General features: G+C 64.2%; 20 protein-coding genes. 9 read left to right on the plus strand and 11 right to left on the minus strand.

The features are described 5' to 3' along the window. Positions 1-167 precede the first annotated feature (167 nt). A complete protein-coding gene (locus FNL14_RS20710) occupies positions 168-1,196 on the plus strand; it encodes a LacI family DNA-binding transcriptional regulator (RefSeq protein WP_142064070.1) in 1,029 nt (342 codons plus the stop codon). Between the two features lie 44 nt (positions 1,197-1,240). Here the strand turns inward: FNL14_RS20710 and lepB are convergent, their stop codons facing one another. From lepB to FNL14_RS20725, 3 genes are all read right to left on the minus strand, one after another. Further along, positions 1,241-1,819, minus strand: coding sequence for a signal peptidase I (gene lepB / locus FNL14_RS20715; protein ID WP_255470945.1), 579 nt, complete (start codon positions 1,817-1,819; stop codon positions 1,241-1,243). Next, a complete protein-coding gene (locus FNL14_RS20720; RefSeq protein ID WP_142064073.1) occupies positions 1,798-3,408 on the minus strand; it encodes a multicopper oxidase family protein in 1,611 nt (536 codons plus the stop codon). The genes lepB and FNL14_RS20720 overlap by 22 nt, the downstream gene beginning before the upstream one ends. A gap of 126 nt (positions 3,409-3,534) precedes the next feature. Further along, positions 3,535-4,047 carry a hypothetical protein gene (locus FNL14_RS20725; protein WP_139204862.1) on the minus strand — a complete coding sequence of 171 codons (513 nt, stop codon included), beginning with the start codon at positions 4,045-4,047 and terminating at the stop codon, positions 3,535-3,537. Positions 4,048-4,507: 460 nt separating this feature from the next. Here FNL14_RS20725 and FNL14_RS20730 point away from each other — a divergent pair, with 460 nt between their 5' ends. Together FNL14_RS20730 and FNL14_RS20735 are read left to right on the plus strand one after the other, a co-directional pair. After that, positions 4,508-4,906, plus strand: coding sequence for an Hpt domain-containing protein (locus tag FNL14_RS20730; protein ID WP_091416454.1), 399 nt, complete (start codon positions 4,508-4,510; stop codon positions 4,904-4,906). Between the two features lie 191 nt (positions 4,907-5,097). Further along, on the plus strand, positions 5,098-6,321 hold the full coding sequence (locus FNL14_RS20735; RefSeq protein ID WP_142064075.1) for a glycosyl hydrolase: 1,224 nt from the start codon (positions 5,098-5,100) through the stop codon (positions 6,319-6,321). Between the two features lie 13 nt (positions 6,322-6,334). On the opposite strand, the gene FNL14_RS23400 is transcribed toward FNL14_RS20735, so the two are convergent. The 3 genes from FNL14_RS23400 to FNL14_RS20745 form a co-directional block, all read right to left on the minus strand. Next, a complete protein-coding gene (locus tag FNL14_RS23400; protein ID WP_181762727.1) occupies positions 6,335-6,481 on the minus strand; it encodes a hypothetical protein in 147 nt (48 codons plus the stop codon). 11 nt (positions 6,482-6,492) lie between these two features. After that, the gene (locus tag FNL14_RS20740; protein WP_181762728.1) at positions 6,493-7,677 is read right to left on the minus strand and encodes a glycosyltransferase family 2 protein; all 1,185 of its coding nucleotides are present in this window, start codon (positions 7,675-7,677) and stop codon (positions 6,493-6,495) included. A 94-nt stretch (positions 7,678-7,771) separates the two neighbouring features. Next, positions 7,772-8,059: a hypothetical protein gene (locus FNL14_RS20745; RefSeq protein WP_142064080.1), complete on the minus strand. Its 288-nt coding sequence runs from the start codon at positions 8,057-8,059 to the stop codon at positions 7,772-7,774. Positions 8,060-8,110: 51 nt separating this feature from the next. Between FNL14_RS20745 and FNL14_RS20750 the strand changes: the two genes are divergently transcribed. The 3 genes from FNL14_RS20750 to FNL14_RS20760 all read left to right on the plus strand — a co-directional run bounded on the left by FNL14_RS20750 (position 8,111) and on the right by FNL14_RS20760 (position 10,416). Then, positions 8,111-8,536 (plus strand): Hpt domain-containing protein, encoded by a 426-nt coding sequence (locus tag FNL14_RS20750; protein ID WP_142064083.1) that lies wholly within the window; start codon positions 8,111-8,113, stop codon positions 8,534-8,536. 112 nt (positions 8,537-8,648) lie between these two features. Continuing rightward, positions 8,649-9,398, plus strand: a complete 750-nt coding sequence (locus FNL14_RS20755) for an SDR family oxidoreductase (RefSeq protein ID WP_091416464.1) — start codon at positions 8,649-8,651, stop codon at positions 9,396-9,398. A gap of 211 nt (positions 9,399-9,609) precedes the next feature. Beyond that, on the plus strand, positions 9,610-10,416 hold the full coding sequence (locus tag FNL14_RS20760) for a GAF and ANTAR domain-containing protein (RefSeq protein WP_142064086.1): 807 nt from the start codon (positions 9,610-9,612) through the stop codon (positions 10,414-10,416). Positions 10,417-10,677: 261 nt separating this feature from the next. Here the strand turns inward: FNL14_RS20760 and FNL14_RS20765 are convergent, their stop codons facing one another. Then, positions 10,678-11,877, minus strand: coding sequence for an acyltransferase (locus FNL14_RS20765; protein ID WP_142064089.1), 1,200 nt, complete (start codon positions 11,875-11,877; stop codon positions 10,678-10,680). A gap of 169 nt (positions 11,878-12,046) precedes the next feature. Here FNL14_RS20765 and FNL14_RS20770 point away from each other — a divergent pair, with 169 nt between their 5' ends. Both FNL14_RS20770 and FNL14_RS20775 read left to right on the plus strand, forming a co-directional pair. Further along, positions 12,047-12,565, plus strand: a complete 519-nt coding sequence (locus FNL14_RS20770) for an Hpt domain-containing protein (RefSeq protein ID WP_255470946.1) — start codon at positions 12,047-12,049, stop codon at positions 12,563-12,565. A gap of 13 nt (positions 12,566-12,578) precedes the next feature. Continuing rightward, positions 12,579-13,346 carry a YcnI family protein gene (locus FNL14_RS20775; RefSeq protein WP_142064091.1) on the plus strand — a complete coding sequence of 256 codons (768 nt, stop codon included), beginning with the start codon at positions 12,579-12,581 and terminating at the stop codon, positions 13,344-13,346. Here FNL14_RS20775 and FNL14_RS20780 read toward each other — a convergent pair. Together FNL14_RS20780 and FNL14_RS20785 are read right to left on the minus strand one after the other, a co-directional pair. Further along, positions 13,306-14,910, minus strand: coding sequence for an MDR family MFS transporter (locus FNL14_RS20780; RefSeq protein ID WP_142064094.1), 1,605 nt, complete (start codon positions 14,908-14,910; stop codon positions 13,306-13,308). The two genes, FNL14_RS20775 and FNL14_RS20780, sit on opposite strands and share 41 nt — an antisense overlap. Beyond that, a complete protein-coding gene (locus FNL14_RS20785) occupies positions 14,907-15,533 on the minus strand; it encodes a TetR/AcrR family transcriptional regulator (RefSeq protein ID WP_142064097.1) in 627 nt (208 codons plus the stop codon). Before FNL14_RS20785 ends, FNL14_RS20780 begins: the two co-directional genes overlap by 4 nt. Before the next feature lie 501 nt (positions 15,534-16,034). Here FNL14_RS20785 and FNL14_RS20790 point away from each other — a divergent pair. Further along, entirely contained in the window at positions 16,035-16,433 is a 399-nt protein-coding gene (locus FNL14_RS20790; RefSeq protein ID WP_142064100.1) for an STAS/SEC14 domain-containing protein, read from the plus strand. A 284-nt stretch (positions 16,434-16,717) separates the two neighbouring features. Here FNL14_RS20790 and FNL14_RS20795 read toward each other — a convergent pair whose 3' ends face one another. Together FNL14_RS20795 and FNL14_RS20800 are read right to left on the minus strand one after the other, a co-directional pair. Further along, complete coding sequence (locus tag FNL14_RS20795) at positions 16,718-17,032, minus strand: hypothetical protein (protein ID WP_142064103.1); 315 nt, start codon at positions 17,030-17,032, stop codon at positions 16,718-16,720. A gap of 117 nt (positions 17,033-17,149) precedes the next feature. Continuing rightward, the coding region (locus tag FNL14_RS20800) for an SGNH/GDSL hydrolase family protein (RefSeq protein WP_142064107.1) at positions 17,150-17,622 on the minus strand (473 nt) is incomplete at its 5' end.

Raw genomic sequence — 17,622 nt, forward strand, 5'->3', positions numbered from 1 at the left:
ACAGCTACCTTCTTTTCTTCTTTGAGGATCGGTAGTTCCGCGGTTCTGAGAACGTTTGCGGGAACGTTTTCAATATTGCAACGTGTCCCACCTCACTGTCAAGAGAACGTTTGCAAAAGGGTGGAATAGAGTGTCTCGTACGCCCCTTTTGAAAGAGGAGAACCGCCATGGAACCGGCCGCCCCCGGGACGATCGTCACGCTTAAGGACGTTGCTGCGGCCAGTGGCGTGAGCATCTCAACGGCCAGTCGTGCCCTGGATGAACGCACCACGTCGCGTTCCGCTTCTGCTGCCCGGGTCAGGAAAATTGCCGAGGACCTGGGCTACCGCCGGAACTCGTTCGCCTCCAACCTCCGACGGGGTGAGACACGGACCCTCGGAGTGCTGGTGCCCCGGCTCAGCGACACCGTCATGGCCCTGATGTTCGAAGAGCTGGAGCGGGCGGCGTCGGACCGCGGCTACTTTGCCATGGTCGCCACCAGCGGCGATGATCCCGACGATGAACGCCGGGCAGCGGAAACACTCCTTGACCGGAATGTGGACGGCCTGATCCTCGCGACTGCCCGGATCGACGACGAGCTGCCCAGGCATCTGCGGGAACGGGGCATGGCGCACGCGCTGGTGCTGCGTACTGACGGGATCAGCCCGTCGGCCCTTGGCGATGACGAGGTAGGCGGATACCTGGCGGTCCGGCATCTGATCGATCTCGGGCACCGTGACATCGGGATAGTGACCGGCCCGTCATTCACCTCCACCGGGCGGGGCCGTCTCGCCGGCGCCCGCAGAGCCTTGGAAGGAGCAGGCATCGAAGCCCGGGAAGACTGGCTGATCGCAGCAGGCTATGGCATCGAAAGCGGGTTCTCGGCCGCAGAAAAACTCCTGCCCAGCGATCCCGGACTACGTCCCAGCGCCGTATTCGCCGCCAACGACAACCTGGCCCTGGGAGTCATCGCGGCCGCCCACCGCCGCGGTATCACCGTGGGAGAAGACCTGGCATTGGTTGGCTACAACGACATACCCCTCGCATCCCGCCTTTCAACTCCGCTTTCCTCTGTGCGGGTGCCCCTGGACCAGATTGCCGCCAACGCGATTGACCTCATCGTGAACCCGGGTAAGGAACCTAGAATCCGGACTTCCATTCCCACCCTCATACCCCGGCAGTCGAGCGGCGGGCCCCAGGCGCAGCAGAGGCACTAAAGGCTGGAATGCCACCACCAAAACTTGATCAATTGGGGAAGGGCCTACTTCTGGCCCGTCAGCAGTGTTCCCTGGATCGCCGTCAACGGTACAGCCCCGTAGTCCCGGGAATCGATGGACACACCGCGGTTGTCCCCCAACACAAAAACGCTGCCGGCCGGCACTACCTCCGGCCCGAAGTAGGTGGCATCGATGCGGCTGTGGTCGATGAAGGGTTCTGGTACGGGGACGTCGTCGACGTACAGTTCGGAATCCCGGATGGCCACAGTCTGGCCCTCCACTGCGATGATCCGCTTGATGGCCGTGTGGCCGTAAACGGGGCTGGTAAAGGCAACCACCACGCCGTTCCGGATCCAGCCTGCCGCAGCGGCCGGCTTGTACAGGAGCACCACGGTGCCCTCGGCAATGGTGGGCTCCATACTGTCCGAGGACACGGTGAAGGGTTCCACCAGCCAGGCGCGGGCGGCGAATATGGCCAGGGCGGGAATCAGCGTCCTGGCCAGGAGGCGGGAGTGCTGTCCCTTCAGGACATGGACTTTTGGCCGCAGCAGGCGGTGGCGTGGAGCCCGCCGCCTGCCGCGGCCAATGATGCGCGCCGTGGTCAGTCCTTCTCGTTGTCCCACGTGGCCTTGGCCGCCGTCATGGGATCATTCGGGTCCCAGTCGCTGTCCTTCAGTCCTACCCGGAATTGGACCATCATGTCGTGGTCCTCGTGCGGGAGGTTATGGCAGTGCATCATATAAATGCCCTGCTGCGGGGTGAACTTCATCAGGACCCGGACGGTCTCGCCTTCACCGACGTACACCACGTCCTTGGGACCGCGTTCATGGGCAAAGGGCGCCCCTCCATTGCGGCTGAGGATCTGGAAGTCCACCAGGTGGATGTGGACGGGATGGAACCAGCCGCCGGAGGAGTTCTCGATTTCCCAGATCTCCACGTCGTTCAGCGCAGGATCGGCAACCACCTTCTTGTAGCCGCTGGCAATGACGTCCTGCCAGCTGTCATCGTTGATGGTCCACAGGTTGGAGCTGTCGTTCCGCTTGACCCTGAACTTGCGGGTTTTCACTGCCTGCCCCGCTGAGAGCGACATTGCCTCGCTCTTCACAAGGGTGGTGGGGATCCGGTTCCAGGTGGGGTCCGAGGTGTCCACCGGCTCGTCCGTGACGTCAAACGCCATGATTTTGTTGGTGAAGTCGTAATCCACGTTGTTTTTGTTGGACAGGTTCCGGAGTTCGATCCGCTGCCCGGTCTTGTACTTCCGGAAGTCGATCAGGACCTCGTAGCGCTCCGCACCGCCATGGCGGTAATTCGCCACGCTTTGCGCAGCCGGCATCAGGCCGCCGTCGGTCCCCACCATCACCAGGGGATCCCCCGTGCTGAGCGTCGGCCGCAGCGAGCGGGAGATGGAACAGTTAAGGATCCGGAAGCGGTATACGCGTTTCTGCACCTTCATGACCGGCCACGGCTTCCCGTTGACCAGGATCACGTCGCCCCACAGGCCCGAGTGGGTGTTGTCGTCGTACCCCAGGGAGCCGTCGGCGGCGAACATCGCATCACTGACCGTCAGCGCCACATCGTACCGGCCCTGCGGGAGCAGCTGGCGTTCGATCGGATCGTGCATGTGGTACTGCGCGGCAAGGCCGGAATAGGCGTTGAGGGCCGTGAAGTGGACACCATGGTCGTGGTACCAGAGGGTGCGGGCCGGCTGGAAGTTGGGGTAATGGTAGTCCTTGTAGAAACCCGGAAGCGTGATGTCGCTGGCGTAGCCGTCGTACTGCGGCAGGGACGCTGAACCGTGCAAGTGGGTGGACGTGGAGAGGGAGTGCCCGTCGAGCGCGTGCTGGGCCGGAAGCTGGTTGCGCACCCTCAAGACGGCTTTTGTGCCCTGGTCAAGGCTGATGGTGGGACCGGGGAACAATCCGTTGTAGCCGAGGATTGGCGTGGTGAGCCGCGGAAGGATGTTGGCCGTGGCGGCCTTCTCCGTCACCCGGTAGTAGTTGACCGGCAACCCGTCTGCAGGGTCGATGCCGGTGGAATAGGGTTCGAGGATCGGGGACTGGACAAAGGATGACTGGAACGGCCGGGGCATATCCCTGTCGCTGAGCCGGCTGGCCGACTTGGCCTCCACCGATCCTGTGGGCAACATGGCAGCCCCTGCTCCCAGGACTCCGAGTCCTCCGAATATTAGAACCTGTCGGCGTGAAATGGTCATGGCCGGCCTCCTTCGTTGTTGTGTCCGACTGTGCCGGAACCAGCTTGGAGATTTCCTGCGCAGGATTTGCGTGCCCTTGGAGAAACCATGAAGGCCGGCGCGCATCCCGGAAATCCGGCGGACACGCTACTTCCCTCCCCGGTGGTGTCCGGCGCCCAGTGACAGCCCTGGTCCTCCTGGCAGTTCCAGCGCCAGGTCGATTGCTTTATCCGGGAGCTCGTACACGAGCGTGGCGTTGATGCTTTCCCCTTGGCGGGCCTTGGCTGGTCCGGGAGAAAACCAGACCGGCTTCCAGGTCCCGGTGCCAAGGGCCGAGACGGTGTACCTGGACGGGTCGAAGGACAGGCCGTCCTGCTCCATCGCAGTCAGCTCCACCAGGATGCGTACCCGGTGCACTTCGTTGCCCGGCGGCTTGGCGAGCGCAGCCGACGGCGTGGGGGGCATCCATCCATCCACTTCGAGGGGTATCACGCCGTGGATGCGTGCCAGCCCGCCATCAAGGCTTCCTGATGCCCCCAGCATGGCAGGAGGCGTCCGCGGGGTGGCCAGCAGGATGCTGGCCAGCAGGGCCCCGACGATCGTGAGCAATATTGCCGGAACAAGATACTTGGTGCGCGTGCGCAATGCTGTTGGTGCCATACCGGCAGTGTCCCCACGGCTCCTAGGGAATCCCTAGGAGCGGGAAAAAGCACCTTTCCCCAGCAAGTGAAGAACTTGAGCAAGTCCTGCGCCGTCCTTGATCATCTGCTCACCGGTCCTTGATCAAGGAGGTGCACAGTAGTCCCAGCGAGCGCAGTAGGTGTGTCCTGAATAGTTGAGTACTCATTACTCGTGCGCTCCAAATATCCCGCCCCGTAACGTGCAGCACAGAGTGCCGTTGTGGTCACTCGCTCAGGGTTTCGAAACTGTCAGGCGGGCAGGTTATGCGGATAAATTTCCGGGTGCGGACAGGGCATCCCAGGACCGGGGCCGATGGCGGAGGCGGCGGAACAGCGTTGTTCCGCAAAGAGCCATCGGCCCCTGCACCCTCCCGGCCGCGCCCGGGCTACGCGGCTTCATCCCCTGACCGCGCCGTTGGCAGCGCCCGGTGGGACCAGCAATGACCGTCGCTGAGTACGACGACGAGAGCGCACCGCTGCTGGACGGTTCAGTACTGGACAGGTTGCGTGAGGAGCTGGATGACGACGAAGGTGTGTGGAAGGTATTTATCCAGGACTTCGTTGCCCAGCTGCCGGCCAGGACGGAGAAGCTGCGCCTGGCGCTGACCACAGGAGACAGCGTGGGCGCCATGGTGGCAGTGCTGAGCCTGAAGACTTCGAGCCAGATGGTGGGGGCCGAACGGCTCGCGGACCTTGTGCTTGAGCTGGAGAACCTGCTCCGCGTCGAATGCTCCGGCCGCGACCCTGCTGTTGTCCTGCCCCGGCTCGCGGCAGGCCGCCTGGTGCAGATCAAGGAGTGCGCGCAACAGACCAGGTATTTCCTGCAGCGGCACCTTTAGCGGCCAGGCGTTCCCATGGTGTCCGTTCCCGGGCGGACGGTTTTGCAGTCCGGACCAAAAATGACATCAAGAAACTTGAGCGGACCTTGAGACTTTTGCTCCGGCAGGACCTTAGGATCGGGTCAGTGCCGCTGGCACCGGACTGACGGCTGCCGGACTGGCAGCCCCGACGATTGCGGGGACCGATCGCTGTGTTCAAGTTTGTAAAAGTACTTACCGCTGCCCTTGCCGTCAGCGCAGGCCTGGCACTGGCAGGGGTTCAGCCGGTCCAGGCAGCACCAGCGGCCCAGGTTACGCTCAGCCCGGCCACGGGGCCGGCGGGATCTTCCGTCACTGTCAGCGGGGCCGGTTTTAAGGTTTCCACGTCCGGAACGGTCATAGTCGGCTCCGCGACGTTCCCTTTCCGGACGGCCTCCAACGGAGCGTTCAGCACGGCGATCACCATACCGGCGGCCGCAACGGGAAAACTGACCATCACCGCCAAAACCTCCTCCATCCAGGGGTCCTCGGTATTCACCGTGGCTCCCCCGGTGCAGGAGCTCCCGCCGGTCAGCACTGCCCGCCTGCGGTTCGGGGCGGCAACCCCAAATGGGCCCCTGGCCAGCGCTGAGCTGGACGAGGTGGCACGGCTGGCAGGGGAAAGCCCGTCCAGTGTCCTCTTCTACAAGGACTTCCTGCAGGCTCCGCCGATCAGCGAAATGAACGCGGCACGGGCACGTGGCGCAGTGCCGTTGGTGACGTGGGAGCCGTGGGCATGGGGAGGCGGGCTGGATCAGCCCGCTTACGCCCTGGACAGGATCGCTGCAGGCGATTTTGATGCCCGGATCGTTGAGTGGGGGCAGGCACTGGCTGCTTGGGGTTACCCGGTGCAGCTGAGGTTCGCCCATGAGATGAACGGCAACTGGTATCCCTGGGCAGAGGGCGTCAACGGCAATGGGGCCGGGGACTACGTCCAGGCATGGCGGCACGTGCATGATGTGGTGGCTGCCACGGGCGCATCCAATGTCTCATGGGTATGGAGTCCGAACGTTCCCTACTGGGGTTCCACTGACTTGGCCGGCTTGTTTCCCGGCGCCGGATATGTCGACGTCGTAGCCTTGGACGGATACAACTGGGGCACGTCAGCCTCGTGGAGCGGCTGGATCTCGCCGCAGGATCTTTTTGCTCCGGGTATTGCCGAACTGAGGGCGCTGGCCCCGGGCCTGCCGATCCTGATCGCAGAGACCGCCTCCAGCGAGGCCGGCGGGTCCAAAGCCGCCTGGAACACGGACCTGGTGTCCTACCTCGCGGCCCAGCCGGACGTGATCGGTTTCGTCTGGTTCCACATGCAAAAGGAAGCGGACTGGCGCATTAACAGCAGTGACGCCTCGGCGGCCGCCTTTAAGTCAGCGTTGGCGGCCCGCCGGACGTCGTAGGGCTTGGGGCCGGTTACGGCCGGGCGGCGGGGTTCCGGCGTACCAGGGCGATCAGTGCCACACCGATCAGCATGATGCCGAGTCCGGTGAGTATGCCGGCTCCAACGTTGAGTCCGGTGTAGGCCAAAGCGGCGCCGGACGCGGGGATGGAGGCGTTCATTCCGTACATTGTTAGTTGATTTCCTCTGCTGTGTATTGCGCTTCCCAGCGGTCGATGCGCCGCCGGGTGATCTTGGTTTTCAGGACGGCGCCCCAGGAAGCCAGGAACCATCCGGAGCGCAGCCACATGAACAATTCCTGCGGGAAGAAGGTGGCCGCGATCAGGATGTCCTTCCAGTCCCTATGGGGGATCCGCAGCGCCCGTTTGATGTCCAGCGCCACAAACAGGATGGGCACCAGCCACCAGAACAGGACCACGTGGAACACGTTCAGGGCCACGGCCAGGACGATCACGGCGATCCACAGGAGCTTGAGGAAGACGCCCAGCAGGCCCATGGCCTGCTGGACCCAGTCCCGGAGCGTCAGCCGGTTGACTCCCAGGTCCAGCAGGTCCTCCACCGTGCCCACCTGCCACTTCATCCGCTGGCCCCAGAGGGCTTTGATGGACTTCATGGAATCGGTGTAGGCCCTCACGTCGGGTGAAACCTGGCAGATGTAACCGAGCTCGCGGATGCGGTAGGTCAGTTCGAAGTCCTCAACCTGGGAGGTGTAAACCCACGGCCCTTCCCTGTCATCCCGGCCAGCGATCTGCCGCAGGACGGCATTGTTGATGGCGCAGCCGGTTCCGGCCAGCACGCTCGTTCGCCCCCGCCGCAAGGCTGTATCGGTCCAGGTGGCGAACTCGGCCTTTTGCAGCCGGCTCAGCAGTCCGGGATCCTGCATGGTGAATTTCGACGACGACCCGCCCAGGAGTGCCCCCGTTTCGTCAGCAAATTCGCGCCCCCAGGCAGCCAGCGCGTTCGGCGGCAGCACGGTGTCCGCGTCCAGGCAGACCACCACGTCAGCATCGGAGGCGTATTCCGCCCAGGCACGGTTCAGTGCCTCGGACTTGCGGTGCTCCAGCCGGGGCAGTTCCATCACCGTGACCGGGTACTTGCGGGCCTCCCATGCCGTGGCATCCGTGCAGCCATTAGGGACCACCACCACCAGGTCCGCAGGCCGTTCCTGGCCCATCAGCCCATCCAGGGTAGCCCCGATGGAACCGGCCTCGTTATAGGCAGGTACCAGCACCACTACACGCAGGCCCGGACCCGCCGCTTCACGCGTGGGGTCGTCAGCCGTGCGCACCCGCTCCCGCAGGGCAGGCGCGCCGGAACGCACCACTTCTTCAGCTGCCGGGGGCAGGGCAACGGACACGGGAATCTCCTTCTGAATTTCATTCGTCCCAACGGGACGCAAAATCCAGCTAATAGCCCCCGCCGCAGAATTAGCCCCCGGGCCGCATCAAGGTTCAGTCAATTACTCTCAATTCTTCATCAACAGACAAATTCAGGCACCTACACCAATAGTTCGATTTTGCGAAATCGTACTCCAAGAATAGCCATTTCACTTCCAGAAAACGCGTCTGACCAGCACCTTCTTCGAGCACCACCGCACTCAAAACCGCGCTGCGGGTAATTTGTGTCACATTATCCCGCACTATGAAAATAGACCTTTCCTGATTCTTGAGCGTGACCGGCGGCTGCCCTTGATGTATTTCCGCTAAATGTAGAGATAGTCGGGCTAGCACTGCCTGCATTTTTCAAGGCAGTCCTCAAACGGGGCACGCCAGTAACGCAAAGGACAGCTCTTGGGCACCAGCATGGCCACCACCCCGGGTACAGATGCCCATCACGGATGGCCGCAGGCTGCCCTGATCCTGCGGGCTGCGCGGAACCTCGCGGATGAGACCGGCAGCTCCCGCATCGCCTTGCAGTTCCTCAGCGACTACCTCGACATGCTTCCCGCCCGGTTGCAACGGATACTGCTGGGCCTGCAGGCAAGCGACGTGGAAACATCCATGGACGCCATCCTGAGCCTGAAAATCGCTTCCGCCATGGCCGGGGCATTCGACGTCGAGGACTGCTGCCATGGCATTGAGGCCCTGATCCGCCGGGAACAGTTCCCTACGGCCCGTGAGGACGCCCTGGCCCTCACCATCAACGTCCTCTGCCTGATTAAGAGGACGCCGGGGCTGCTCGCAGGCGCCCAGGACGCCCTGTTGCCAAAAAGTTAGCTCCCGGGCCACCCGTGGCTGTGACGCCGCCAGAGTCCTCCCAATGTGTGGCTTCCCCCAATGACCTGCAGTTCTATCCCATCCTGGTTCCCGGCAGGCATAGGATTTCCCCATGAGGATTGCCGTTGCAGGGGGAACCGGAATTGCAGGGCGCCACGTCGTGGCCGTCGCGAGGGAGCGCGGCCACGACGTGGTCAGCCTCAGCCGTTCAGAAGGGGTGGACCTGGTCAACGGCCGCGGCCTGGTCCAGGCGCTGCAGGGTGTGGACACCGTCATTGACGTTTCCGGCCTCCAGACAATATCCACCAAAAAGGCCGTCGATTTCTTTACCAACGCCACCCAGAACCTGCTGGCGGCGGAGAAGCTGGCGGGCGTCAAACACCATGTTGCCCTGTCCATCGTGGGCATCGACAAAGCTGATTCCGGCCTCTACGCCGGAAAACTGGTGCAGGAGGACGAAGTCAGGCACGGTGGCATTCCCTGGACCCTCCTGCGGTCCACCCAGTTCCACGAGTTTGTGCCCATGACCGTCAATGCCGCTTCTGCAGGCCCGCTGGTTTTCGTTCCCAGGATGTTTACCCAGCCGGTGGCCGCAAGGGAAGTAGCTGTTGCCCTGGTGGATGCGGCCGAGGCCGGGCCGAAGGGCCGCCTTCCGGACCTGGGCGGCCCACGGGCGGAAGTGCTGAAAGCCATGGTGGAGGCGTACCTCGCCAAAACCAGTCAAAAGAAGAGGATCGTCCCGCTGCGCATTCCCGGCACCATGGGGAGGGCGATGCGCAAGGGTGCGTTGATCCCGGTGGCGGGTGCCGCCGTCGGACGCCAGACGTTCCTGGAGTGGCTGGAAGCCGGCGAAGGCCTGTAGCCGCCGAAAAGCCAAGGGGACCGTCCAGCCGGCACCGCCAATCAGGGCACATCACCCGCGCCCCTGGCCGCCCAAGGCACAACTACTTGGTTTCCCACGCGCCCAAATTCGAGTACACGCTACTCGTGCCCCTGCCCCTGCTCCCCCGTTACGTTCGAGGGGCAACGCGCGGATGAACCCGCGCGGGCGCCGTTCATGAGGGGGAACGTCAATGACAGTACCGGTGCAGGGCACCAGCAGAAGAGTGATCAAGTCCGGCGATGGCAACCAGGAGGCCGCTGGCTTCCCCGACGGCCCGGCCTTTGAGCCGTACGGCTTCCTCTTGGACCTGGTCACGGATACCGATTCCGAAGCGGCATCCCTGAGGCGGCTGGCGGTGGCAGCGTCCGTGGCGCTCACACAGGCCATGGGGGTCCAGGTGGACTGCACCGCAATGCTCGTTGCGGGCCACAGGGCTCCTATCCGCGCGGCGAACAATGGCCGGGCCGCGGGCCTGGGCTACCTGGAACAGGAGCTCGACGACGGCCCCCTGGCCCAGGCCGCGGCGGCGGACACTCCGGTGGTGGTGGAGGGCGCCGCGGCCTCGCTGCGGTGGCGGGCCTACCAGCGCAGGTTCCTTGACGCCGGCTACGGTGAGGTGGTTGCCGTTCCCTTGCGGCTTGACCCCGGCACCACCGCCGCCCTGGCCTTCTTCGCCCCGCTGGACGTGCGGTTCGATGCCGATGCCGTCAGCCACGCCAGGTGGTTCGCCCGGGTTGCGTCGCAGAGCCTGAAACTGGCGCTCGAGGTCCGGAGCGTCCGCTCGGCCGGGGATAATTTGAAGGCACTGTTGGAGAGCCGGACGTCCATCGACGTGGCATGCGGCGTGATTATGGGCCGCAACCGCTGCTCCTATTCGGACGCCTTTGGCATGCTGGCAGGGGCGTCGAGCCACCGCAACAAGCAGGTCCGCGAAGTGGCCGAGGGACTCCTGAAGAACCTCCCCAACGGAACCCCCGGGACACGCTTCGAACTCTGAGTCCGATTTTGCCCGGCAGCGCAAGGGGTTTCTGATTTTTGGGCCCGGAATCTGCGGAAAACCACATAGTTACAGTTCGCATGGTTTCCTTTTGGCCCGGTATCCGTATTATTCATCCATGTGGACTAAACAGCATCAGTCGTTCTGCAATGCCTGCGGCAGAAGCACCAAACACGTCACACATTTCCAGAAGGACGCCACCGGCGCCCTGATCGCTGATGCCCGGTGCACTGAGTGCCCTGAGTCCTCAGAGGTGGCCGCCTAGGACCGTCCGGCCGCGGCCGCCAGTTCCCGTTCCACCTTCCGTTCCGGCGCGGGTGCGGCAGTGGAGCGGCCGACGGCGGCGTCGAGCCTTTTGTTGGCCCAGCGGCGCACGGGCGTTTCCACCACGCGGAAGGATGCGTAGGCGAGCAGTACCGTGAGGGCTGCGGCCAGCGGTACGCGGAGCCAGAGTGACGGGACCAGCGGCATCAGCAGCAAGTAGACGGGCATGTGCCAGAGGTACAGGGCGTAGGAGAGGTCCCGCCCGGGGCCCGCAAGCCACGGATGGCTCAATATCCGTGCGGTGAAGCCGGCCGGGGACAGCACCAGCCAGCCTATGGCCAGTGCCGCCAGGAGTGCCAGCACGGTGGGCCCGGCAGTCCAAAAAACGCTGAACCAGAGCCCGGGGGTGTCCGGTTCCTTCAGCAGGAAGACGGCGGCCAGCAGGATAAAGGATGCGGGCGGCCCGGCCCATCTCGCTGCGGCAAGCAGGGACGCGTGGGACCGGGATCCCTGCCGGACAACCGTGAGGACCAGCGACAGGGTGCAGCCGATCAGCAGCTCATCGGCCCTGGTGTCCGGCCCGTTGTAGAGCCGGTTCAGCGGCGCCCCGGCCAGGACCAGGAAGAACCGCTCCAGCAGGAACGCCGCGGCCAGGCCGGCGGTGATCCAGGCTACCGTCCGCACCTTCCAGAACCGCAGCAGGACCAGGAGGAGCAACGGCCATACCAGGTAGAACTGCTCCTCCACGGCGAGAGTCCAGGTGGGGCCGAGGGTTTCACCGGTGATGGAGCCGCCGAACGTCCCAAAATGCGCCAGGTTCATCACGTATCCGGCGGCGGGCAGGACGAAGCCTTCCTGGCCGCCCCACTTCGACGCCGGAAACGCCACGCCTACAGTGACAACCACTGCGCACACCGCCAGGAGCGCGGGCCACAGCCGGGCCAGGCGCTTGGCGTAGAAGATGCCCAGGCGCAGCCCGCCGGTGGCGAGGTACTCCTTCATGATCAGGAGGGTGATTACAAAGCCACTGAGGGTGAAGAAGACGTCCACACCGATGGATCCGCCAGGGGCCAAGCCTGTGGCCGCATGGAAGAGGAACACAAACGCCACGGCAATGGTCCGGAGCCCGTCCAGGGCGTGTTTGCGCCCGGAAATAAGCCCTGCTGGGGGCACGTCCGGGCGTTCGGGAGCTGACACATTTCCACTGCTTGACGTAAAAACCACTAAGCAAGCATATATAACGTTTCCATAACTGCGCTGGGTGCAGGCTGGGTGGAACCTCCAAAAGCACACCTTGGAAAACACTAGGACTGCCCTTGGCAACGGCTGCAGGGTTCCCCCAACATCCGCCCAATACCGTTCCAGCATGAGAGCAACCACAGCACCGCTGCACACGCTGGTTGGCCCCGAAACGGGCGGGACTTCGCCACTGGCGGGCTTCCAGGAACCTGCCCGGCCCTTCCTGGACAGCGTCCCCCTCCTGGACCATGCAGTCCTGGACAAGCTGCGCGCGGACCTGGATAACTATGAGGAAGTGTGGCGGGTGTTCGTCCAAAACTTCGTCGCTGCCCTCCCCCTGAGGATCGACAGGTTGCGGCTGGCGTTGACCACCGGAGACCTCCCCGGTGCCATGGATGCCGTCCTCAGCCTCAAGACCGCGAGCCTGCAGGTAGGGGCCGAACGCCTTGCGGCCCACGCCCGGGATCTGGAGCTGGCGGTGCGTGAGGGTACCCGTGACCGTGACCCGTCCGGCGTCCTGCCCTGGCTGGCTGCGGAGCACCTGCCGCAGATCAGGCAGCGCGCCGGGCAGACTACCTACATCCTCGAAGCGCACCTCAAAAAGGCCAGCGCAGCTTCCCCGTCAGAAACGCGCGCGGCCAGCTGAAAGGCGCCTCCCCATGCCAACTGCACGCCACCGCGCCGCCGCGAGGACCGCTGCCGCCTTCACCGCGGCAGCCGGACTCCTGCTGGCCGGCGCAGGCCCGTCCTTCGCGCACGTCAGCGTGGATCCGTCGTCGCCCGCTGCCGGCGGCTACTCGCAACTGACCTTCAGGGTTCCCAACGAGTCGGCCACGGCCAAGACCACCAGGATTGCGGTGGCGCTGCCCGCCGGGACACCGTTCACCTCGGTGTCCGTCAAACCCATGGAGGGCTGGACAGCGGAGATCACCGAGGCCGCACTGCCCTCCCCCGTGACCATCGAGGGGGCCACCATCTCCAAGGCCGCCTCCGCCGTCACATGGACAGCGGACGCGGCCCACCAGCTGGGCCGGCGCGAATACCAGACCTTTTCGATCTCGGTGGGCCGGCTCCCAGCGGCCGGAACCACCGTGGCCCTGCCTGCAACCCAGTGGTATTCGGACGGAACGGTGGTGGACTGGGCAGATCCGGCAACCCCCGGCCAGGAGGAACCGAAGCATCCGGCTCCCTCGTTTGTCACCACAGCAGCCCAGGACGGCCACGGCCCCGCGGCCCCGGCTGAACCGGCAGGCCTGTCAGCAACCACGGAGGTGTCACCCGCCGCGGACAACACCCTTGGCCTGGCCGGGCTGGGCAGCGGAATCCTGGGCCTGGCGCTGGGAACCGCGGCGCTCGTCCGTACGCGGGCGCCGCGGAAACCGCAGCCTAGCGGGATACAGCCGGGGACTCGTCGTCGGCCGCTATGAGGATGTTGCCCTCGCTGATGGACTCGGAGAGGACGTCGTGCTCCACGGCCGTAGCCAGCGGCTTCTCCTTGACGAAAAGCAGCACGACGGCGGCAATCAGCGCCAGCGGGACCATCCAGATGAAGATGGGGGTCAGGGCGTCGTTGTAGGAGGAGATGATCAGCTCCCGGATCTCCGCCGGCAGCTGGTTGACCAGCGCGGGGGTGAGCGAGTTCGATCCGCCGGAGGCGTTGCCGCCGGACGCGGAGGCAGGCATGCGCTCGGTGAGGAGTTCGGCGAGGCGGCTGGCGAACAGGCTACCCACCACTGCTGAACCCAGGGTGGCGCCGATCTGGCGGAAGAAGTTGTTGGACGCGGTCGCGGTGCCCACCTCGCGCAGGGCGAAGGAGTTCTGGACCACCAGCACCAGGATCTGCATGCTCAGGCCCAGCCCGAGGCCCATCACGGCAAGGTAGGCGCAGATCTCCCAGAGCGGCTGGCCGGGCTTGAGGGTGGAGAGCAGCACCAGGGCCACCGCCACCAGCAGGGAACCGGCGATGGGCATCCATTTGTACCGGCCGGTCCGGCTGACCAGCTGGCCGGATCCCACGGAGGCCACCAGCAGGGCACCCATCATGGGAATCATCAGCAAGCCGGATTCGGTGGCGTTCACGCTGAAGGCCATCTGCAGGTAGGTGGGCAGGTAGCCGATGGCGCCGAACATGGCCACGCCGATCAGCAGGCCGGCGAACGTGGAGAGGTTGAAGTTCAGGTCCTTGAAGAGGTGCAGCGGAATGATGGGTTCAGCCGTGCGCCGCTCCACCAGGACGAACGCCACGGCGCTGGCCACGGTGCCTGCGATCAGGCCGATGATGATGGGATCGGACCATTCGTACTTGCTGCCGCCCCAGGTGGCGAACAGCACCAGGCAGGTGGTGGCGATGGCCATCAGTACCATCCCGCCAAGGTCCAGTTTGGGCTTGCCGGAGTGCTTGGGCAGTTTGAGGAAGAACGCGGCTCCGGCCAGGGCCAGCAGGCCCAGCGGGATGTTGATCCAGAAGACCCAGCGCCAGCCCGGACCTTCGGTGAACCAGCCGCCCAAAAGCGGGCCGGCCACGGAGGCGATGGCGAAGACGCCGCCCATCATGCCCATGTATTTGCCGCGTTCCCGGGCCGGGACCACGTCGGCGATGACCGCCTGCGAGAGGATCATCAGGCCGCCGCCGCCCAGGCCCTGGATGACGCGGGCGATGATCAGCACACCCATGTCGTTGGCGAGCGCACCCACAACGGAGCCGATCATAAACAGCAGGATGGCAGCGATCAGGAGTGATTTGCGCCCCATCAGGTCACCGAGCTTGCCGTAGATGGGCATGCTGATGGTGGAGGTGAGGATAAACGCGGTGATCACCCAGAGCATGTCGCTGACGCCGTGGAGTTCGCCCACGATGGTGGGCAGCGCGGTGCTCAGGACGGTCTGGTTGAGGGCGGAGAGCAGCATGGAGAGCATCAGGCCCACAAAAAGCAGCACCATGTGCTGCTTCTGCGGGGCCTGCGCTGTTTCGGGCGGAGGGGCCGTGGTCATGAGAGTTTCCTTTGCAAGTGGTGGAAGAGCGCCACCGCGGGCGCTAGGTCTTTGGGAGTGAGCCCGGTGGCGGGATCGAAATCGGTGGATTTTGCCCGGAACTTGGCGGGGACTGCCGCGAGCATCACGGTCATCCGCGCGGTTTCCTCCGGGCTGAAGCCTCCAGCACCTGCGGCCCAGTCCGGGTCACGGCTGAAGTGGCCGGCCACGGCCTGGCACACCAGGGCTTCGGCCTTGGCCATGTACTCCATCTGCCGCGCAAACAGGTGCGGGTGCCGCTTCAGGATGAGCCGGCGCCGGGCGTTGTCCGTGTCCCGGATGGAGGAACGGGCGACGGCGACCAGCAGCAGGGTGACCTGCTCCAGGAAGTCTTGTGCCCCGCCCAGTTTCGCCGCCTCAGCCGCGTCCAGGACCGGCTCGTGGAGGCCGAGCACGGCGTCCTCTTTCGACTGGAAATAGTTGAAGAATGTCCGGGGCGAGACCCCCGCGATCTCCGCGATGGCCTCGACAGTGGCGTGCTCCAGGCCGCGCTGCTGTGCCAGCGAGGCTGCGGCTTCATGGATGGCAGTCCAGGTTTCGACCTTTTTGCGCTCACGAAGGGAGGGGGAAGAAGTGGGGGGCATGCGTTTATTTTTGCATAACTGCAAAGATTGCACAACTGCATGTTTTGCAGGATCGAGCAGATGCCAAAGCGGAGAAAAGCTCAAGATCGACACAATAAATCCCGATGATGGACATATGCGCTTCCGCCAAGTGACTTGGCTTCCTAGAGTGGCTGTAAGCAGCAGCAGGAACTACTACGTCAAGGGGGACGGGATGGCCTCGGATATTCCGCTCGCGGGACAAGAAGCACGGACAGTGGAGCCGCCAAGGGCCTCCCCCGTCCCCGCTCCGCCCAAGACACGCCTGGAAAGACCCTGCGCAGCGCAACAGAGCAGGCCTTCCAGGAGCCGGGAGCACGAGGTGCGGCGGCTGATCGTCGACCTGGCCGCGCTTGCCGCCAAACATCGCCCCGCCGTTTCCTAGGAAATCCGTTCCCCCCTGCCGGCCGACGTGTCGTTTCGCTGCGAATGTTGAAGCGGGCAGTTAGGCTGGGCTACACAGACTCTGGGGGGAGAGTAGACATGAAGCCAATCACTGTTGATGGCGGCAAGGGCACGTTGGAGCTCGGTGACGATGGGGTTTTCCACCTTGTGTGGAAGCCGGGAACCGTACTGGTGGCCGCCGATGTACACGCGGCGATGGCAAAGCTTAATGAGCTTGCCGACGGTGCCGAGTACCCGATGTTGATCGATATATCGAACACTCAGGCTGTGACGCGTCAGGCCAAATCCGTCTTCAGCCACAAGTGCGCAGCTTCACGAATTGCCCTGCTTGGCTCGAGCCCGGTCAACCGTGTCATTGCCAACTTCGCCATGGCACGGCGCACCCTCCCGTGTCCCACCCGGTTTTTCACCTCCCGCAATGACGCCCTGTCCTGGCTTCTTCCGGCGCCCGTGCCGGGTCCCGACCACGGCTTGTAACGCCGATTGCCGTTCCCGCGCGTGTGTTATCCGCAGGTGATGGGTTTCTTTTTGCAAAGGGAAAGCCCCTCCTGGAGGGGCTTTCAACGTAGTGGTCAATTGTCTTCTGATGTAGGTCAGCGGTGATGCACTCCCCCTTCCCGGACGCCCCGGCGCCCATCCGGACTATGACAAGAACTGACTCTAATCAAGGGACCGGGGCCAGTAAATGGCCTGGGCAAAGGAAAGTCGATGGAGATTCTCCGCCCTGCTCAGAGGCGGCAGGCAGCGGACAAATGTTACGGCTAGTCCAGCGGAGTGGCGTCGCGCCAGTAGGACGTTGGCACGGTTTCACCCTCCTGGCGGCGGCCGCCATGGAGGAAGTCCGGAAGTGTCGGCTCCTCGGTTGGCGAGGGGAGGCGGAAGATGGAGAGTTCGGACATGTCCAGGAGGCGTCGGCCTCCGGTCATAGTGTCCAAAATCCAGAACAGCCCGCACTCCGGCATCGTGTCCGTGACCGGGCCTCGATGGACCAGGATGTCCTTATGGAAGGCTTCGATGCCGTCGCCTGACGCGAGTTCATCCGTTGATTCCACAACCACACGGCCATTGCTTGCCATAACTGTCCTTTCCGCTTGCCGAGACTTCTCCCCACCTCCAGTTTTCCGTCCCAAGATGGCGGCCAGGTGTCATTAAGGTGATGTTTCCCTGACAACCACGTGGACGCAGACTCCCGCCTACTGGGTCAGTCGGTTCCAGGCTTCCAGGAACTTCCCGGCAAGGTAGGCGTGCCCGGCGGTGTTGGGGTGGGCGCCGTCGGCATCATAATTCGGGCTGTTCGCGGTGGTGAACCACCCGGCCTCGACGGCGTCAATGAATGGAGCGCCGGCCGCCGCGGCACCGTCCCGGACAGCGCTGTTCACGGTACGCAGGTCCTCTCCGAGGGGTTGCGGCGCGGACGGTCCCAGCACCACCACCTGGATGCCCGGCCAGAACCTGCGCGCGGCTTCAATGGTCTGGGTGGCGGCAGCTTTGACTTCTTCCGGATTGGTGATCTGGGAGTCGTTCTGGCCGCCCTGGAGAATAAGGACATTGGGAACAAAAGCGGGGTTCGCTGCGATGTTCCGCAACCGGACTTCGTACTCACCGCCCTGATCGTCCCGGGCGCCACCGCCCCAGGCGAACCCTGTCCCGCCCACCCCGTCAATGT

Source organism: Pseudarthrobacter sp. B4EP4b, from assembly GCF_006680095.1.
Classification (GTDB): domain Bacteria; phylum Actinomycetota; class Actinomycetes; order Actinomycetales; family Micrococcaceae; genus Arthrobacter.

What these genes read in the sequence shown, in the direction of transcription:
- FNL14_RS20755 (WP_091416464.1), top strand. Translation starts at nt 8,649, where the DNA reads ATGAGGATTGCCGTTGCAGGGGGAACCGGAATTGCAGGGCGCCACGTC.
- FNL14_RS20725 (WP_139204862.1), bottom strand. Translation starts at nt 4,047, where the DNA reads ATGGCACCAACAGCATTGCGCACGCGCACCAAGTATCTTGTTCCGGCA.
- FNL14_RS20785 (WP_142064097.1), bottom strand. Translation starts at nt 15,533, where the DNA reads ATGCCCCCCACTTCTTCCCCCTCCCTTCGTGAGCGCAAAAAGGTCGAA.
- FNL14_RS20770 (WP_255470946.1), top strand. Translation starts at nt 12,047, where the DNA reads ATGAGAGCAACCACAGCACCGCTGCACACGCTGGTTGGCCCCGAAACG.
- FNL14_RS23400 (WP_181762727.1), bottom strand. Translation starts at nt 6,481, where the DNA reads ATGAACGCCTCCATCCCCGCGTCCGGCGCCGCTTTGGCCTACACCGGA.
- FNL14_RS20795 (WP_142064103.1), bottom strand. Translation starts at nt 17,032, where the DNA reads ATGGCAAGCAATGGCCGTGTGGTTGTGGAATCAACGGATGAACTCGCG.
- FNL14_RS20775 (WP_142064091.1), top strand. Translation starts at nt 12,579, where the DNA reads ATGCCAACTGCACGCCACCGCGCCGCCGCGAGGACCGCTGCCGCCTTC.
- FNL14_RS20745 (WP_142064080.1), bottom strand. Translation starts at nt 8,059, where the DNA reads ATGCAGGCAGTGCTAGCCCGACTATCTCTACATTTAGCGGAAATACAT.
- FNL14_RS20790 (WP_142064100.1), top strand. Translation starts at nt 16,035, where the DNA reads ATGAAGCCAATCACTGTTGATGGCGGCAAGGGCACGTTGGAGCTCGGT.
- FNL14_RS20710 (WP_142064070.1), top strand. Translation starts at nt 168, where the DNA reads ATGGAACCGGCCGCCCCCGGGACGATCGTCACGCTTAAGGACGTTGCT.
- FNL14_RS20720 (WP_142064073.1), bottom strand. Translation starts at nt 3,408, where the DNA reads ATGACCATTTCACGCCGACAGGTTCTAATATTCGGAGGACTCGGAGTC.
- FNL14_RS20730 (WP_091416454.1), top strand. Translation starts at nt 4,508, where the DNA reads ATGACCGTCGCTGAGTACGACGACGAGAGCGCACCGCTGCTGGACGGT.
- FNL14_RS20780 (WP_142064094.1), bottom strand. Translation starts at nt 14,910, where the DNA reads ATGACCACGGCCCCTCCGCCCGAAACAGCGCAGGCCCCGCAGAAGCAG.
- FNL14_RS20760 (WP_142064086.1), top strand. Translation starts at nt 9,610, where the DNA reads ATGACAGTACCGGTGCAGGGCACCAGCAGAAGAGTGATCAAGTCCGGC.